At 47.2% G+C, this 17,040-nt stretch carries 19 protein-coding genes; all 19 read left to right on the top strand.

The features are described 5' to 3' along the window. The first annotated feature begins 67 nt into the window (after positions 1-67). The 19 genes from R7P74_RS01620 (at position 68) to R7P74_RS01530 (ending at position 17,038) form a co-directional block, all read left to right on the top strand. Positions 68-355, top strand: coding sequence for a hypothetical protein (locus R7P74_RS01620; protein WP_025766797.1), 288 nt, complete (start codon positions 68-70; stop codon positions 353-355). Further along, on the top strand, positions 321-779 hold the full coding sequence (locus tag R7P74_RS01615) for a hypothetical protein (RefSeq protein ID WP_054729836.1): 459 nt from the start codon (positions 321-323) through the stop codon (positions 777-779). Before R7P74_RS01620 ends, R7P74_RS01615 begins: the two co-directional genes overlap by 35 nt. Before the next feature lie 41 nt (positions 780-820). After that, positions 821-1,006, top strand: coding sequence for a hypothetical protein (locus R7P74_RS01610; protein ID WP_025766795.1), 186 nt, complete (start codon positions 821-823; stop codon positions 1,004-1,006). Positions 1,007-1,591: 585 nt separating this feature from the next. Beyond that, the gene (locus R7P74_RS01605; RefSeq protein ID WP_318122600.1) at positions 1,592-2,563 is read left to right on the top strand and encodes a tyrosine-type recombinase/integrase; all 972 of its coding nucleotides are present in this window, start codon (positions 1,592-1,594) and stop codon (positions 2,561-2,563) included. A gap of 433 nt (positions 2,564-2,996) precedes the next feature. Continuing rightward, entirely contained in the window at positions 2,997-3,566 is a 570-nt protein-coding gene (locus tag R7P74_RS01600; protein WP_025632836.1) for a terminase small subunit, read from the top strand. Positions 3,567-3,576: 10 nt separating this feature from the next. Next, entirely contained in the window at positions 3,577-5,511 is a 1,935-nt protein-coding gene (locus R7P74_RS01595) for a terminase gpA endonuclease subunit (RefSeq protein ID WP_080276912.1), read from the top strand. Beyond that, positions 5,505-6,032, top strand: a complete 528-nt coding sequence (locus R7P74_RS01590) for a hypothetical protein (protein WP_025766792.1) — start codon at positions 5,505-5,507, stop codon at positions 6,030-6,032. The genes R7P74_RS01595 and R7P74_RS01590 overlap by 7 nt, the downstream gene beginning before the upstream one ends. Then, positions 6,032-7,591, top strand: coding sequence for a phage portal protein (locus R7P74_RS01585; protein WP_025766791.1), 1,560 nt, complete (start codon positions 6,032-6,034; stop codon positions 7,589-7,591). Before R7P74_RS01590 ends, R7P74_RS01585 begins: the two co-directional genes overlap by 1 nt. After that, positions 7,557-9,530, top strand: coding sequence for a phage major capsid protein (locus R7P74_RS01580; RefSeq protein ID WP_318122597.1), 1,974 nt, complete (start codon positions 7,557-7,559; stop codon positions 9,528-9,530). Before R7P74_RS01585 ends, R7P74_RS01580 begins: the two co-directional genes overlap by 35 nt. Before the next feature lie 59 nt (positions 9,531-9,589). Continuing rightward, positions 9,590-9,781 carry a hypothetical protein gene (locus R7P74_RS01575; RefSeq protein ID WP_025766789.1) on the top strand — a complete coding sequence of 64 codons (192 nt, stop codon included), beginning with the start codon at positions 9,590-9,592 and terminating at the stop codon, positions 9,779-9,781. Then, positions 9,774-10,052, top strand: coding sequence for an ATP-binding sugar transporter from pro-phage family protein (locus R7P74_RS01570; protein ID WP_025766788.1), 279 nt, complete (start codon positions 9,774-9,776; stop codon positions 10,050-10,052). The genes R7P74_RS01575 and R7P74_RS01570 overlap by 8 nt, the downstream gene beginning before the upstream one ends. Further along, complete coding sequence (locus R7P74_RS01565; RefSeq protein ID WP_025766787.1) at positions 10,049-10,681, top strand: phage tail protein; 633 nt, start codon at positions 10,049-10,051, stop codon at positions 10,679-10,681. Before R7P74_RS01570 ends, R7P74_RS01565 begins: the two co-directional genes overlap by 4 nt. Then, positions 10,671-11,117 carry a phage tail terminator protein gene (gene gpU / locus R7P74_RS01560; RefSeq protein WP_025766786.1) on the top strand — a complete coding sequence of 149 codons (447 nt, stop codon included), beginning with the start codon at positions 10,671-10,673 and terminating at the stop codon, positions 11,115-11,117. The genes R7P74_RS01565 and gpU overlap by 11 nt, the downstream gene beginning before the upstream one ends. Before the next feature lie 2 nt (positions 11,118-11,119). After that, entirely contained in the window at positions 11,120-11,617 is a 498-nt protein-coding gene (locus R7P74_RS01555; RefSeq protein ID WP_025766785.1) for a phage tail tube protein, read from the top strand. A 2-nt stretch (positions 11,618-11,619) separates the two neighbouring features. Beyond that, entirely contained in the window at positions 11,620-12,099 is a 480-nt protein-coding gene (locus R7P74_RS01550; protein ID WP_025766784.1) for a phage minor tail protein G, read from the top strand. A gap of 23 nt (positions 12,100-12,122) precedes the next feature. After that, entirely contained in the window at positions 12,123-12,455 is a 333-nt protein-coding gene (locus tag R7P74_RS01545) for a phage tail assembly protein T (protein ID WP_025632816.1), read from the top strand. After that, on the top strand, positions 12,436-14,667 hold the full coding sequence (locus tag R7P74_RS01540) for a hypothetical protein (RefSeq protein ID WP_318122591.1): 2,232 nt from the start codon (positions 12,436-12,438) through the stop codon (positions 14,665-14,667). Before R7P74_RS01545 ends, R7P74_RS01540 begins: the two co-directional genes overlap by 20 nt. A gap of 6 nt (positions 14,668-14,673) precedes the next feature. Continuing rightward, the gene (locus R7P74_RS01535) at positions 14,674-15,150 is read left to right on the top strand and encodes a hypothetical protein (protein WP_318122590.1); all 477 of its coding nucleotides are present in this window, start codon (positions 14,674-14,676) and stop codon (positions 15,148-15,150) included. Continuing rightward, positions 15,140-17,038: a sialate O-acetylesterase gene (locus R7P74_RS01530; RefSeq protein ID WP_318122588.1), complete on the top strand. Its 1,899-nt coding sequence runs from the start codon at positions 15,140-15,142 to the stop codon at positions 17,036-17,038. Before R7P74_RS01535 ends, R7P74_RS01530 begins: the two co-directional genes overlap by 11 nt. The last annotated feature ends 2 nt before the right edge of the window (positions 17,039-17,040 follow it).

The following is a 17,040-nucleotide window of genomic DNA, read 5'->3' as shown; positions in this document are numbered from 1 at the left end:
TTTTTATATCTCAACAAAACTATGTTGGAGCACCTTCGGGTGCTTTTTTTGTTTCTAAGAGTTCCACATGGTTAAGACATTTCTTGAAAACCTCCATGAATGGAAAGGTAGGCTAATCGCTTATTGTGGCGGCACTGGGGTCAGCGTATTCAGCGAAACCGTGGCGGCTAAGGCCCAACAATCCAGTGAATTGGCTACCAGTAGCCCTGATATCACCATTGCCAATTTAATTTCTATCGGTGGTCTTGTCGTTGTAATTGCGAGGCTAATTTTTGATATCTGGGTTCATTTCGATAAGCGTAAACAGGGGAAGAAAATAGATGGATGCAAAGCAACTGACCGAATTGGTCGTTAGGCCGACTTTAAAGCAGCTTGGCTTGTATAGTGCATCGGCAGAGCAATTGGTGGTCGGCACTATCTTTGTTGAGAGCAGAGCCAAATACCTCAAGCAAATTGGTAATGGTCCGGCTCTAGGTATTGTGCAGATGGAACCTGCCACTCACGACGATATTTGGCAAAACTATTTGTCTTATCGTGCTGAGTTGAAAGAAAAGGTAAGCCAGCTCGTAAAAGAAGGTACAGCACAGGAACTTATCACGAACTTAGCTTATGCGGTGGCGATGTGCCGAGTGCACTACTTGCGCGTTCCTAAGTCTTTACCTAGTCCTGGTGATATTCCTGCCTTGGCACGATATTGGAAGACGTATTACAACACACATAAAGGAGCAGGAGAGGTCTCCGACTTCATCGATAAATTCCCGAAAGACATACTGAATTAGAAGCGGCCTATAACGGCCGCTTTTTTATTGGAGATAATACTATGAAAGTTTTCTTGTTTACCTTCTTTAAAAGCTTGCTTGGTTACTGGGCTGCAAAGCTACTCAGCCCTGAATCGGTGACTGAGCTGCTTATCACGATTGCTGATGCTCATGCCAAAAACACCAAGACCGACACGGACGATCGCTTGATTGATATTGTGAAAAAGCACCTTGGTAAAGAGCAGTAACCCCATTTTCACCACCAAGAGCAAAGACGTTAACGATTTGCAATGTCGTCGAGCATTGCCAGGCTTCGGCCATTTAGTAACAGTGCTTACGGTGGTGACCCTATTCCTAATGTCTTCACGGACATGCGTAGGTGCCTCGCTGTTTCTCTGTGTTAGCTATGACCATGAAGTAACCTGACCCGTTGCTTAATCCTTAACATGAGAGCGCACAAAGAAAATCAATAAAGCTCAAGCTGAGGGGCGAAACTCCCCTTCATTACTGGAAACGTCAGCCACAGGCGAAGAAGCGGCGTGACACTGGAGAGACAGATTTAGCGGTTTAACTCTATGACTACAGTACGGTTGCGTATCTCTGATACGAAAATTAAAAGCTATTTGAAAAGTGATACTGTCACGAGGCTTAGGGATGAAAGATATGCTTTAGAGCTTCGTTTTCACAAGTCTCGCGAGAGTGCTACTTGGTGGTTGATTGATAAACGAAAGAACAACGGAAAACACGGAAAACCAAAATGGGAACGGCTTGGACTTTGGCCTCGTCTAAGCGCTAAGGCATTGTTTGAGTTGTTACCCCAAAAGATTGCTAGGATGGCGACGGATACTAACCAAGTGGTTACAGACTGGACCTGTTTTGGTGATTGCTTGCGCTGGTATGTGCAGCATATTGAGTCGAACAAGGATATTTCATCAGAACGAAAGAGTGCCGTTAAGTCGGTGGTCTTTAATCACTTGTTACCAGCTCTTGGGGAGTTGCCTCTCACTAATATTCGGAAGCACCATATCAAGGACTTATTGGTTTGGCCGCTGCGTGAGCGGTATGAACTTAGAACGGTTAAAGGCTACTTTGCCATTTTAAAAGCAGCGTTTAACCAGGCATATCGTGAAGAACACATAGCTTCAAATCCAGTGGCCGCGATGGTGTTTACGGACTTCATCAGCAAGAAAATCACGCCGAATGAGGGCAAGATTCAGTCTGATGATGTAAGCCAATTACTCGACAGGCTCAAGACTTATTCACTGCAAAAGCAGGTGTTTGTTTTGATGCAGTTAGCGCACGGGACACGCATTCGTGAAACCCGCTTAGCTCGATGGAGCCATATCGATTGGGATGAGAATATCTGGCGAATCCCCGCCTGTAATGCCAAGAACGGTGAAGCATTGATGTTACCGATGACCTGGCAGATTAGAAACCTACTTCAACAGTATCGCCTTACCCAAAAGGAAGGACAGAAGTTTATATTTCCCAATGCGAAAGGGGATGCACCCATCTGTAAGGACACGGCCAACAGTACTTATGCGGAATGGAGTGAGGGTGAGTTTACTAGCCACCATTGCCGTAAGTTAGTTGGCACTAGGCTGACTGACTTAGGTGTCGATAAGTTTGTACGTGAACGCATTCTTAATCACAAGATGTCAGACCTAGACCAAGCTTACATACACACGACAACGGAAGCCTTGAAACTTAAGGCGTTGCAGACTTATCACAATTGGTTAGATCTGCAGGGCTTTATTTTTTTCCATGGGAAGATCGCGGGAAGATCCAAAAACATGATCATCTAGTGTGAGCTTAGAATCGATAAGGCTTCACGCATCGCTGACCGATTTAACTCTTAAGAAAATCTGTTAATTGTGGTGATAGGTGTTTATTTGGATGTTTGGACGTCTAAATGACCAAAAAACCGAGAAAGGAGTAGAAGGGAGTTTTACTGGTTTTGACCCCAAAAACGCCTGATTTCAGCGTTTTTTGAGTGGTTGAAAATCACAGTGAAAATTGGGTTTAAAAACGCTGTTCAATTAATTTCAAGTCAAATCCCACTCACGCCTTGTCCCACAAGGGCTGCGAAAGATTGCGGGTCCTTCCCAGAGGTTCAATAACCCACGGGGCTGAGACTCGCCGATTCCGCCTCATTTTAATGTCCGGTTTTTACTCCCTTCTATCGGGTGGGTCGAGAAGGGAGTGAACCATAACGCGTAACGCTAGAAGAATGTCGCTATGGCTGAAGTAAACCGAAATGAATTTGCTCGAATTATGGGTTACTCACCGAAGTGGGTGGGCGACCTCATCAAAGAGGGCTTGCCACACCAAGGCGGTGGTGGACGAGGTAAGCCTCTAATCATTGAAACAGATAAAGCCATTCAGTGGATTATCGACCGCGAAATTAAAAAGCAAATTGGCCAGTACGAGAAAGAGCACAGCAGCCCAAAAGTTGGCACCAAAGACGGTGAAGACTTATTACTCACTGCTGCCAAACGCCGCAAAGCTGAAATTGAAGCTCAAAAGGCCGAAGAAACAGTGATGGATTTGGGAGAGTTAGCCCAGTTCCTTTACATGGTTGGAAACTTATTTGGTAGTGAGCTGGATGGCATAGGGGCTCGAACAGCTTTAGAGGTAGCGTCAGAACATGAACCCGCCAAATGCAAAAACACAATTGACCGAGAAGCTCGACGTATACGCACTGCCACCGCTGACCACCTCAGTGCGTTCGTTGCTGAGTATCTTGCAAAACGTAGCAGAGATGATCAGAGCGAAGCCGCTGAGGAATGCTGCGCAGTGGGCAACTGAGAATAGAATTATGCCTCCGGGTTCGCCAATACCTGGTCCGTTTGATACGACTTCAACGCCATACATGATTCCTGTTTGCGTCGCGTTTGCCGACCCTGCTTATTCAAAAATCACCTTTGTTATGGGAACGCAGATGGGAAAGTCGGCCACGATGCAAAACGTGATTGGATGGCGCCTTGATGACCAACCTGCACCGATCATCTATGTGGGGCCGACTGAGTCGAACATTAATAACGTCGTTGAGCCCAAAATAATGGAGATGTTCCGAGAGTGCTCAACGCTGTGGTTAAAGTACGATGATAAAAGCCCCAAACATAAAAAGCGTATTGGGGGCGTGTCTTTGCGTTTTGCATGGGCTGGTTCGGCAACTGAATTGGCATCGGATTCTGCGGTTATCACGCTAGTTGATGAGCTAGACCGTCCTGATACCAATGCAACAGGTGAGGGCTCATTAGCGGAAATTGCAGAAGCGCGTGGTGATGCTTATATCGACTCAAAGCTTGGGTTAACTAGTACGCCAACGCATGGTAAGGCAAGTACCTATGAACACCCTGAAACAGGGATGACTCATTGGGCAGTTGCACCAAAAGGCAAAGTGTCGAGCCCGATTTGGTTGGAGTGGGAACAAGGAACTCGACATGAATGGGCTGTCCCATGCCCTGACCCAGATTGCGGTGAGTATTTCATACCACGAAGTGATCTACTTTGGTGGCCAGGCAAAGGCACAGAGAATGAAAGCTCTCCCGCAGCTGCATCGCGTGAAGCCCGTTTAGTCTGCCCTCATTGTGGGGGACAGATTGAAGACAAACACCGCAAAGTAATGAACGCTCAAGGTATTGCTATTGCTCCTGGGCAATACGCTAAGAAGTACGACGACAGCTCTGTATTGATTACACAGGGCGGTGAATCAACCGTCCTCCCATTTCATTCCATGCTTCATCCACTGGAAGACAACAACCATTTCAGTATTTGGGTGAGTGGTCTTTGTTCGTTCTCCGGTAAAAAGAGTTATGGCTATCTAGCCAGAAAACTCCTTCAAGCGCAGAGAAGCGGTGACCCACACCAATTACTCTCGGTTTATAACACGGGGTTTGGAGAAATATTTGCTGTTGTCGGTGACGCTCCTGAGTGGGAAGAAGTTTACAAGCTACGCTCGACGTTCTCATCGGGTGAAGTTCCTGATGGGGTACACACACTAATTTGTACTGTGGATGTCCAGAAAAACCGTCTTGTTTATGTCGTACGCGGTTGGGTTGATGGTATGTCTTCACGCCTGATTGAGTTTGGCGAGCTATGGGGGGATACCGATAAGCCGGAGGTATGGAGTGAACTAGATGACCTGATGGAGCATGAATGGGGGAACTTAAAAATCAGGCAGTGCGGTGTCGATGCAGGCTACAGAACCGATGAGGTTTATGCCTGGGTTCGTCGCCATAAAACTCGTGCACGAGCGTTAATGGGTTGGCAGAAGCTCCCCAAACCTTTTCGTGTCACTCGCGTTGAAGTTGATAAGCAGGGCAAGGTTAGAAAGCGTGGTGACAAGCGATGGGACTTTGATGCCAGCTTGGCTAAAGCGTGGGTACATAACCGCGTTCGTTGGAAACGCGGCACCGTTGGTGATTGGTTACTGCCTTCCGATGTCTCAGAAGATTACTGTAAGCAGATTGTTGCTGAGGAGTTTGATGATGAAAAAGGAGAGTGGAATCGAGTCAGCAAAGACAACCACTTTCTCGACTGTGAAGGTATGAACTATATGGTGGCCAGAATGCTACGACTTGACCGAAAGAAACCAAAACCGATTGATGATGAGGAAGAAACTCAACCTGAATCGGTAGCCGATGAGGCAGAAGAGCAGGAAGACGAAGAAGAACGTAAGCCTGTTAAGTTGAAAAAACGCAAGCGCCGCTTAGTACGGCGAAAAGGAAACTTTGCTAAATCATGGTAATACCGACAAAGATCACTTCAGGTCTGTCGGTCAACTTCACACTCTCTTATCCAGATTACCCCGCTAGTTCTTGGGTAGCCACTATCTATCTCCGTTCCGCATCCGGTAAGGCTGACATTGTCGGCACACCGGAGGGTGATGCGTTCCGATTCTCAGTACCAGCAAGCGAGACAGCGAACTGGCCCGCAGAAGAATACAGCGTTGTGTTGCGTGTAACTGATGGCACCGATGTACATCAGCCTCTTACCAGCCGATTAACTGTACTGCCAGACTTGGCAGCATTGGATGTACATGACCCTCGCAGCGAAGCAGAGAAAGCATTGGCAGCTATTCAGGCTACGTTAACCAATCGTGCTACATCTGATCAGCTTAAGCTGTCGTTTGGTGGTCGTAGTCTGGAGAAGACCCCGTTGAGCGAACTGCTGCAGTTAGAGCAGCGATTTCTCAATAGGGTGAATCAGGAGAAGCGTAAGAAGTCTGGCCGAGGTCTTCTGACAGTACATAAAGTGAGGATGCGCTGATGTGGAATCCTTTTAATCGCAACGCTAAGCCAGAGGCCAAAAAGAAACGTCGCAAGACGCCATATGTCAAATTGAGTCCTGTTTCTCGAAGCCTATTCTCGGCAGCTGATCCAGACAGAAACAATAGTACTTGGGATTCTTCACCTGTGCCCATTGGCAAGATGATTGATCAAAAACTCGCGGTTTTAGTCGCTCGCTCACGCGAACAGATCAGTAACAATGACTATGCCCGAGGGTTTGTCCGAGAAGTTCGTAAAAATGTACTCGGACATAAAGGTATTGTTCTCCAAGTTCGGGGCAAAGAGCATGATGGTTCATTGGATACCAACGGAAATGCCGCCGTTGAGAAAGCTTTTAAAAAGTGGGGACGACGCGAAAACTGTACCGTTGATGGGCGTCTTGATTGGCGCAGAGCCAAGCGCGTTATTCTCAATACGGTAGTGGGGAGCGGTGAAGCGTTCATACGAATCGTTGAAGGCCCACATGCTGGTCCCTGGGGATTTGCTATTCAGCTCATAGACCCTCTAAGAGTACCGATTCAGGTCAACGAAAGCCGACTAGCAAACGGAAACGTAATTCGAAACGGCATCGAAATGACCCCTTATGGACGCCTGGTTGCTTACTTAGTTGAAACAAAAGCAGGTGTTTTGGCTGAAGCATTTCGCCATGGAGGTAAAGAGTTTGAACGTGTTTCTGCTGAAGACATGTTGCACGTTTATGACCAAGAGCATCCTGAGCAATTCCGTGGTATTCCATGGAATCACACATCATTAAGTCGAATGCGTAACCTTTCTGGGTTTGAAGAAGCTTCTGTTGTAAACGCCAGAGCGGGTGCTAGTAAAACACTGGTACTTCAAGCAGACGCTGATGTTTATGAACCGGATGAATCCGAAGAGTTTGAAGAGCCAGAGATTGAGTTAGAACCAAATACGGTTGTGACTTTGCCTCCAGGCTTTACTCCTGTTGATTACTCGCCGGATTTTCCTTCAACAGAGACGGCAACGTTCTCAAAGCATATGTTGCGAGGAATGGCTACAGGTCAGGGTATGGCTTACAACACGTACGCCAATGACTTAGAAGGTGTCAACCTTAGTTCAATTCGCCAAGGCAAGCTTGACGAACGTGACGGGTGGAAAGAGTTACAAGAATGGTTCATCGAGTCGGTTTGCCATCGAGTTTATGAACGTTGGCTTCAGTATTCATTACTTGCCGGAAAAGTCATTAACTCAAATGGTAATCCTATCCCAGCTAGCCGTTTAGGCAAATTCCTAGAAGCAGATTGGCAACCTCGCCGTTGGGAATGGATTGACCCTCTTAAAGAAGAGAAAGCCATTACCGAAGCTCAAGAAAATGGTCGTAAGTCCCCTGGTGAAGCAATACGTGAATCTGGTCGTGAGCCTGTAGATGTCTGGAAGGGATATGCAGAGGACATCAAGGCAATGAGAGCGGAAGGGATTCCAGACGAAATGATAGCCCAGATTTTGGGAATAAAAACCAACGGGCAACCTGCAGGAGTAAATCAAAGTGAGCAAGAAGAAGACGAAACTGACGACGAGTGATCTGATTCGTCAGGTCACAGGTCAACCTGTGTATCGAAACTACACGGTTGAGTCAGTGGATGAAGAAAACCGTACGGTTGAACTGGCTTTCTCTAGCGAATATCCAGTTGAGCGTTGGTTTGGCTATGAAGTCCTCGACCATTCATCTGGTGCAGTACGTATGGCGCGTTTTGATGCTGGCGCTTCTGCCTTGGTCAATCATGACTGGGACGATCTAGTTGGTGTCATTGAATCAGCTCGAATCGAAAAGAATAAGGGCCGAGCGGTTGTTCGGTTCGGTACTAGCCCAAGAGCTGAGGAAATTTGGCAAGACGTTAAAGATGGCATTCGTAAGCACGTTTCTATTGGTTACATCGTCCATGCGATGGTTCTTGAAAGTGATACGGATGATGTTCGCACCTATCGTGTGACAGATTGGGAGCCGTTCGAGCTGTCTTTTGTCACGGTTCCCGCTGACCCTTCCGTTGGTGTTGGGCGCAGCTTAGATACAACCAAATACCAAAACCACCTGCGTGATATGGGGATCATCATCCCAACTGGCGCAACAGAAAATGAACGTGAAATTGAAAACCGGAGTGAATCCAATATGAAGACTAAAACCCTGCGTGATGCCAGTGGCCGCTTAGTTCGTGCAAAAGTTGATGAGAACGATGTGATTGTTGAGATTATTGAAGTTCTTGAGGAGTCCAACACAGAACGTCAAGCTGGTATTGAAGCAGAGCAAAACCGTGTGCGTGATATTTTAGACCTGTTCGAGCAATACGGAAGTCGTGGAGTTGATCCTAACCCTTATCTTCGAGACAAAAAGAAGACAGCTGCCGATTACCAACGCGCCTTACTTGATGCAGCGTCTGAGAATGGCGGTCAACCAGCGGGAGCACGTAGCGTAACACCAACGGTTGCAGACAGCCCAGACATTGGCTTGTCTGACAATGAAATTCGTCAGTATTCATTTCTGAACGTTCTGCGTTACCTGTCTCAGCCAATGAATGAAAAGTATCGTCGAGCAGCTGCATTTGAGCTTGAAGCCTCTGAAGCCGCAGCCGATAAAATGAAGCGTGAAGCACAAGGTATTATTGTACCTAACGATGTTCTTCGTGCAGCTGCGCCAGTAAGTGCTGGTGGTTCCGGTAGCAACTTGATTGCTACTGACCATATGGCGGGTAGCTTCATTGATATGCTCTATAACAAATCAGCAGTCATGAACTACGCAACTACGCTAACAGGCCTAGTTGGTGATTTATCTATCCCGACTCAAGAGGGTGGCGCTACGGGCTATTGGCTTGGTGAAGATGTAGATGCAACCTTATCTGAAATCACCTTTGGTGAGCGTGGCCTACAAAACCGTACTTGTGCTGCGCTAGTAGAAATGACTCGTAAGATGCTGATGCAGTCTTCACCAGATGTTGAGATGTTGGCTCGTGCGGATATTGCTAAAGCTCTGGCTCTTACTATTGATAAAGCTGCCTTGTACGGCACTGGTGGTGATCAACCGCTTGGTCTTGCAAACATCACGGGTGTGAACGGTGTAGATTTCACTGCGGTTAATCCGACGTTCCAAGAAATTGTAAACATGGAAACAGAGATAACTGCTGACAATGCTGATGTTGGTTCCATGCTTTACATGATGAACGCTACTGGCCGTGGTCACTGTAAGACAACTCAAAAGTTTGCTAATACCAACGGCTCACCTATTTGGGAAGGGGGTAACACTGTAAACGGCTACGGCACGCACATTTCTAACCAGATCAACAACGGTGATTATTGGTTTGGCGTCTGGTCCGAAATGCTGATTGGTTTGTGGGGAGGCCTAGACCTGACTATTGACCCATACACTCATAGTGCGAAAGGTCGCTTACGTGTTGTTGCATTCCAAGACGCTGATGTAACGGTTCGCCATCCTGCTTCTTTCTGCCTAGGTAAAAAACCAGCAGCCTAATCAACCAAAAACTACTAGCTAAGCCACTCAATCGAGTGGCTTTTTATTTGGAGAAACAAATGTCAGTTAAAGCAATTTTAGTTACACAACCATTTCGTTGTCGCGGTCAATTATTGAAGCCTGAAACTGCACTTGAAGTGGGGCAAGGCTGCGACATTACACCGTCTGAAGCACGTTCTCTGGTTGGCCAAAAGAAAGCAGTCTGGATACTAGAAGACGATCTTGAAGTCGAAGAGGACGAAGATGAGTAATTGGTCTCAATCTGTGGCTGAAATGGATGCTGCTTTATTTAGCGCATTCGGAGAGTCAGCCACCATTGCGGGTCAGTCTGCAAAAGTGGTTCCAAATACATCACAAGATCAATTTGGGATGATGGCTGCCAATGTGACCCGTTTGTCTATCTCCGGCTCATCAGGAGTGAAGGTTCGCAAAGGTGACAAAGTTACCTATAAAGGCCGAAGCCATGTGGTTGCTGATGTGCCCGAGTACCATGATGGCTTAATTAGTTTTGATCTGAAATGAATGAACTAGACCGCCAGTTGGCAACTGCAGTAAAGAACCTCAGTGCTTTAGACGAAAAAGCGGTACCTCGTGCAGCTTCTATGGCAATAAACCGAATCGCTAAGAGAGCTATTAGCCATTCAGTAAAAGACACCTCTAAGGTGGTTAAGGTTCAGCAAAAAATCATCAGACGCTATACCAGAGTATCCAAAAAGGCATCTCCAAAGCAGCCTGTTGCCTACGTCAGAGTCAGACGCAATGACATACCAGCCATTCACATAGGGGAAGCCCGTACTCAAATCCGCCGCAAAAAAGGGCGTTACCAGGTGCAAAGCGCAACCCGTGGCAAGGATGGTCGCTATACCAAGCGTGAAGTATCCGGCTTTACGTCCATAAAAGTGGGTAAGCATAAGTTTGACAATGCCTTTCTTCAGAAATTGGAGAATGGAAAGTGGCATATCATGCAACGTACCAGCGATGCTCGTTACCCAATCAAGATGTGCGCAATTCCCATCAAAAACGAAATCACCACTGCCTTTGAAACAAATAGCAAAAAGCTCATGAAGACAGATATGCCGAAAGAGCTTTCTTATGCCATGGGGCAGCAAATCAGGCTTGTAATCCGCAGAGAGGTAGGGCGTGGAAATTAACAAACAAATTCGAAAACAGGTCATTTCTGACTTGGAAAAAGCACTAATTGACAGTGAAGGGCAACCCCTTATCGCTGCTTATTTTTCTGGCCGAGGTGAGCCAGTTACAGCCAGTGATGACGGTGAGACAGGATACCTCGAAGTTCCAGCTATTTCGGTCTACTTGCTAGATGGTGAATCCACTGGGCAGGATTTTGATGAAGAGGTGTGGAGCTCGGTACTTGCTGTAGAGATTATGGACTTGGCAACCAATCAACTGGATGACGACCTAGATAACTTTAGTGAGAAAGTTCGGGGCGTAATTGACCGTCACTACACCGCTAATGGTTTGCTCAGTCTATGTAATCGAGCGGGTTTTTCTTATGTACGCGAAGAGGGGGCTCCATGGGGTTCCTCGGTTTTAACATTTACTATTGAATACACCGAAGAGGTTTAATCATGTCGGACCCAACTCAAGCAATCAAAGGCGCTGGCACTACGTTCTGGCGATTGAAAGACAACCAAGAACTGCAAACGCCTGCAGATTACCTTAATGACGACAAATGGGACAAGTTAGGCGGCGTTAAAGAGCTTCAACCAGGTGAAATCACCGTGGAAGACGAAGAAGATAACTACCTAGACGATCCTGAGTCTGATTGGGCTAAAACAACGCCAGGTCAAAAGTCAGCAGGAGAAACCAATTTAACTATCGTTTGGAAGCCAGGAGAGCCTGGCCAACAGCAGCTCATTGATGATGTCGATAAAGGAGTGGTGACCGAGTACCGCGCCAAGTACCCGAATGGCACGGTGGATGTGTATTCTGGCTACATCAACTCATTGGGTAAAGCGGTGACGATTAAAGAGAAAATCACTCGCTCAGTTAAATTCAAAAACGTTGGCAAGCCAAAACTCGCGGAAATGCTGATTGCTGAACAAGCCGCTGGCGCAGGAGCATAATCATGACACCAGACTTTTTAAAAACAAAAGTTGTCGATATTGAAGGTCAAAGCGTCACCATTACTCAACTATCTGGTTTAGATAGACTGAATTACATGGACTATTGTGCAGAAATTCCCGATCCAGACCGACCAATAGAACCTGCTGAAGATGCTAGCCAGGAAGAAAAAGAGCGTTACCTTCTTGATTTGAAAAAGTACTCAAACGCTTGGTTCCGCATCAACTTCATGGCTCAGGCTCGTTTAGTCGCGTATGCCTATCGTGGTGATGTTGATGACCTAGATGAGCGTCATCAGCAGATCATGTCGATGATGACACCGCCACAAGTTGAAACGCTTTATTTTGAAATAGCCGACTTCTCAGGGTTATCTACGCCAAAGAAGCAGGATGCTACTGAAGGCACCTCGGATACCACTACTACCACTGAAACCGCTACAACGGAAGAAAACACAACTCAGGAATCCACCGACCCAAAAGTCTAATTCGGGATGAAATTGAGTTTGCCATGGACCTTGCCCGAGAGTTCGGGCAAGTCTGTTGGCGCACCTTGTTGGCTTCCATTAGCGGCGAAGCCGTTGTGGAGTGGCGTGAATACTTTTCAAAACACGGCTTCAAGCACCAGATGGACAATCTGCGCTTTGCCGTGACCTGTTCTTCAAATTGGAATGTCACGGCTATGGCCGCAGGCTGCAAGGACGAAAGCGTCCTCAGAAGCTACCAAGACTTCCTGCCAACCTTAGAACATCCCGAAGAAGAATCGAAAGAATACACCGACGAAGAGCTGATGGCGTTGAGCGCATCGGCAGGAGGAGTTCGCCTTGAGTGCCCAGATAGCTGATTTTAATATCCGCTTCAATACTGAAACCGCCAAGTTTCAGAAAGATGTGGATTACGCCAAAAAGATGCTGCGTGGCTACACCAAAGAAGCCAAAGCGGCGAACGACTCAAACTTATCATTAAGCCGCTCTTTAGAGCAAACCGCAGACCGTGCCAAAAACGCAGGTCGCGGCGTGTTAGATGCTGCAGGTTATGTCTCGGCAGGCATTGGTGCCGTCACAGGTGCCACGGCTTACCTCATTACGCAGCAGGCGCAACAAGCGCGCGAAATCGAAAAGATGGCCACCGTTGCTCAGGTATCGGTCCAGCAAATTCAAGCCTTGGGATACGCCTCTGAGCAGTTCAATATCAGCGGCGAAAACATGGCCGAGATACTGAAGGACGTTAACGATAAGCTGGGCGACTTTACCGAAAATGAAGGTGGTGAATTTGCCGACTTCATGGAGAACATCGCGCCAACAGTTGGCCTGACCATTGAGAAGCTGCAAGAGCTGTCGGGTCCCGATGCGTTGATTGCCATCAAAACGGCGATGGACGAAGCCAACGTTCCAATGAAAAGCCAGATATTTTATCTGGAGAGTATCGCCAACGATGCCTCGGCCTTGATGCCATTGCTTGAAAATCAAGGCCAAAAGCTCTTTGAGTTGACCAAAAAGTACGACGATTTGAACGTGTCGATGTCGGAGTATGACATTGAGAAATTCAAAGAGATGGACCAAAAGCTCACAGATGTTGGTCTTAAACTTCAACGTTCTTTTGCTAATGGTGTATTGGGCGCTAGTGAACAGATAGATTGGTTTACCGATCAGCTCGTCGTCTCAGTTGATTATTGGGGCGCTCTGTTCGACAGCATGAGCGATAGCCCTAAAACTAAAAATGGCTTATTGAAGAAACTTGGTGATGCTCGCGACGAAGCGAGAACCGTCAAGATAGAGCTTGAGAGAGCGCAGAAAGCTTTAGAGGGCTTGCAGGCAACAGAAAGAAGTGCTGAAGGCAATGTTGAAGTTCAAGCACGTATGGCTAACTCGCGCTTTAGTGAAAGAGTTAGCGCTCAAGAGTCCAAAGTTGCCAAGCTCGCTGCAGAGTATGAAGCGCTCATCAGTACCGTTGATAAGTATCAGCGCCAATATGAAGACCAAGAACTTGGTTTTAACCGTGATGGTACGGGTGATGACACCACCAAGCCACAACCGCCGATTCGGACTTTAAAAGACGATCCTAGCGTTGGTAAAGCGCAAGCCTCTGGCGCATCGCGCCTAGCATCGCTCGATATGCAGTACGCGAGTGAGCGTGAAAAGCTCATCTTAGCGCATGAACAACGCTTGCGTGACATCGAAGAAATGCAGGTGTCTGAGCAAGAGTTAAAGCGTCGTGGCTTTGATACCTTGGAAGCGCTAAAAGCTGAGTATCGTGACCGTGAGACAGAGTTCTATCTAAATGCAGAAAAGACGCGTAAAGATTTAGAAGATGATGCCTTGGAAGCGTCAATCGAGTCTTTTGCTAAGAGTGAAGAAGCCAAAACCGAAAAGGCCAAAATAGAAGCTGAAAAACGGGCGTATCGTGAAGAGCGCTTGATGCAAGAACGCGTTCGAGGTATGAGCAACTTCCTCGGTCAAATCTCCGAGCTGCAAAGCAGTGAAAACAAAAACGCCGCTCGTATTGGTAAAACCGCAGCGCGTGTCCAAATCATGCTTAACGCTTACGAATCAGCGTCAGCGGCATACAAATCTCTGGTTGGTATTCCTTATGTCGGTCCTGGTCTTGCTGCGGCAGCGGCAGGCACGGCAATGGGCTTTGGTATCTCCATGGCCAGCAAAGTCGATTCAGTCTCTAACATGGCGCACAACGGGATATCCGAAGTGCCGATGTTGGGTGGTCGAATGGAATCCGACTGGACGCTGAAAGCAGGTGAGCGCGTTTACACCAACGAATCCGCGAACCGAATCGACCAAATGTATAGCGCCATCATGGCCATGCAACGTCAGAAGTTCGCGATGAATGATCCAAGCCTGGATTCAGCCAAGGCAGGGTTGGCCGTTGGAGGTCGTAACGTGGTGAACATTTACGGCGCACCAGAGGGAGCGAAAGTGAGAGAGCGCCAAGGTGACAATGGTGAAAACATCGCCGATGTCTTTTTGGAAGACCTCGATTCTGACGGACCAATGTCTCAAGGGATCGCGCAGCGCTTTGACCTCAAGCCAGTGGGAGTATAAGCACTCATGACAATGATGTACCCAAGCTACCTGCCACATCCTCAGTTTCCTGACAAAATCGAACAGATGTCCAATCGTATTTCCACGGAAATGTCGACAGGGCGTACTCGGGACCGTCGTCGGCATATCATCGTGCCGACGTTCCAAACCCTCGTGTTTCGGATGCCAAAGGACAAAGCAGCGGCGTTTCTTGGTTGGGTAGACCATGCACTCAGTGGTGGCATTCGTTGGTTTACCTTAAACCAGCGCACCGAGCTGGGCGTGGTTCCCCTACAAATCAAAATGAAAGACCACCCACTCAAAGACGCCAAGCCAAAAGGTGGCAAGTTTTACTACACCGTGAAATGTGAAATTCGCCAATACCCAATCCAAAGCGAAGAAATCACCGTTAGCCAGATTTTATTCCCTCATACGCTTAATGAACTGATGACAGAGATCGACATGAGCCGCTATTACACAGAGAGCTGGAAGAATGACAAATAGCAATAATTTTTTTCAAATGATGGAAGAGCTTCGTCAGTATATTGACTGGCTGAACCAAATACTAATAGGTGGCGAGCAAGATACTGTTACCGTCGGTGGCGTTATCAAACCCTCAGTGAGCAAAGACATCGCAGATAAATGGTCCGCAATACAAGCGATGGTTCAAGGTCGACAGGCTTACGAAACCCGAGCTAGTTTGCCTGTCTTTCCACCTGAAAATATTGTTCTTGCTGAAGTTTGGCGCGACTCGAAGCCGGAAAATAATGGCCTATACGGTTGGACTGGGACGATATGGGAAAAATCGCCTTATGATGTATCACTGTTAGCCAATGCCCTATTTGATAAAGCTGAATTTCGCGTTGATGAACTAGGGCTTGAAAACGTTAACAAAAATACTAGCAATACGGAGTTTGCGGTCACAGACAGAAATGGCCGTCAAGCCATTGGGGTGCGTTCGAATGGCGCGGTTGAGTTCTCTGGTTTATTAACGGAATTGGCAGGTGATTCTGGCGATCTGTTGTTTATGAACCAGTTTAACCAAATCCTTTTGCAGCTTTTGGCCGATGGCACGTTGAGTGTCGCCAATATGAACTTTGAAGCGCGAGACGGCGGTGAAGAGCTAGTGGTGCTCGACAGCAAAAATAGAATCGCCTTGAAAGTAAATGATGATGGCACGATTGAAATTCCTGGTCTCAAACTGGAAAAGTTAGGCTTTGATGATGTTGAATTGACCGTAAACCGTCTTATCGAGCCTAAGGATTTAAATCTACCACCGTTGTCTGAACTGACGCAGCTCATTATGTACGGTCAGTCGTTATCGGTTGGTGCCGAAGGTGAGCCTGCCATATCCATTCAAGACAGTCCCGTTGATTACATGTTTTCACACGGTGCCTATGTTGAATCCAATACCATCCCCGAGTTTTACCCTCTGATGCCTTACAAAGAGGGCACCGCGAATCGTAACCGTGAAACCCCACAAGCGGGTGTCTTGCAAATGATTCATGACTTATGTGATCGAGAAAATGGTGGGCTTCAGTTGGCGTTCTTGATGGGAGGCGCTGGCCGCAGTTCGACCAAGATTGAAGAACTGTCAAAGGGCACGGTGAATTTCGCAAGATTTGAACAAATGGTTCTCAACGGGCAAGAAGCTGCGAAACGAGATGGTCGTGGCACTTCGTTAGCTGGAGTGTTTTGGGTTCAAGGTGAAAATGACCTCGGCAACCCAGACTCAGAAGCTTATGTCACTCAACTGCTCAAACTCAGAAAGGACATGCAAGCTATCCGAAGTGGCAACCAAGCGGCGAACTTGCCGATGTTTAGTTACCAAACGGCACCAGCCTTGTATCGCACCGATGATCGCATGTGGGGAGTGCCTAATGCTCAGATGCTCGCTTCTGAGCTAGATCCACTTATCTTTATTGCCACTCCGACGTATTGGATGGATTTCGTTGCCGATGAAATCCACATGACGAATTACAGTTACAAGTTGTTGGGCGCTTATTTAGGCAAAGCATGGAAACGCGTGATGGTGGATGGAATTAAGTGGAAACCACTATCTCCAGTGTCTTTCAGTTACTCAGGGAACAGTGTTGACATTAAGCTTCACGTTCCAAATAAGGGCTTAGTCATCGAACCCGGTGAGTCTCACGCAGGTTTTCGTTTAAAGGATTTAAATGGTGAAGCGGTTATTCAGTCTGTCGAAATCGTTAATGACAATGCGATTCGAATCAAAGCTGATCGAACGTTGTCGTCGCCATTACAAATCAGCTATGCCCGATTCCATGATGGGTGTGTTCGTGACACGGCCACTGAGCATGAGCACATCAACATAGATGGCGTTGTTCACCCTCTTCACAATTATCTAGTCGCTTTCATGAAGGAAATTTAATT

This window comes from Vibrio sp. 2033, from assembly GCF_033339735.1.
The sequence above is the reverse complement of the archived record's forward strand: the minus strand, read 5'-3'. Positions and strand labels throughout refer to the sequence as shown.